Genomic DNA, 634 nt, shown 5'->3' on the forward strand with positions numbered 1-634 from the left:
AGACCCCGCAGGAGACCGCCCAGGTGGAACCGCTGCCGGAACCGCTGGCCGCCGCCGCCGGGTCCAGCGACATGCCCGATGCCAAACCGGCGCCGGTGGAAGAAGAAGCGCCGAAGCTGGTGGAAACCGCCCCGCCGCCGCCGGCCCCGGTGGCCGAAGCAGCCCCGGCCGCCACGGGTCCGGCGCCCGCCGTGGCCGCCAACAGCCAGCCGATGCCGATTGCCGGCCAGTCGCCACCGCCGACCTACCCTGCCGCTGCCCTGCGCGCCGGAGAGACGGGCAGCGTGGTGGTACGCGTGGATGTGGACGCCACCGGCTATCCCAACAACGCCACCGTCATCCAGCGCAGCGGTTCACGCGAGCTCGACCGTGCCGCCACCGATGCCGTGCGCCGCTGGCGCTTCACCCCGGCACACAGCAATGGCCAGCCCGTTCCGGGCAGCATTGAAGTGCCGTTCGACTTCAAGACCCAGTAACTGAATGTAGTCCGGCAGGCAAACTGAACCCTGCCGGTGGTGTTGACGCAGCACTGACACTTCCGCACGGCGGCTCGGGCAACACTCTGCACGTCGTCAATTGACGGAAGGAGTTTGCGATGACTGCCACCACCCACGAGAACCTTCATTCGACACAC

At 68.8% G+C, this 634-nt stretch carries 1 protein-coding gene; it reads left to right on the top strand.

Features of this window, described 5'->3' with window-relative positions; translation table 11 throughout:
- A partial coding sequence (locus C9414_RS20810) for an energy transducer TonB (protein ID WP_107164301.1) occupies positions 1–476 on the top strand: 476 nt, incomplete at its 5' end.
- Positions 477–634: the final 158 nt, after the last annotated feature.

Source organism: Bacillus sp. Nf3, assembly GCF_003028545.1.
GTDB lineage: Bacteria > Bacillota > Bacilli > Bacillales > Bacillaceae > Bacillus > Bacillus safensis.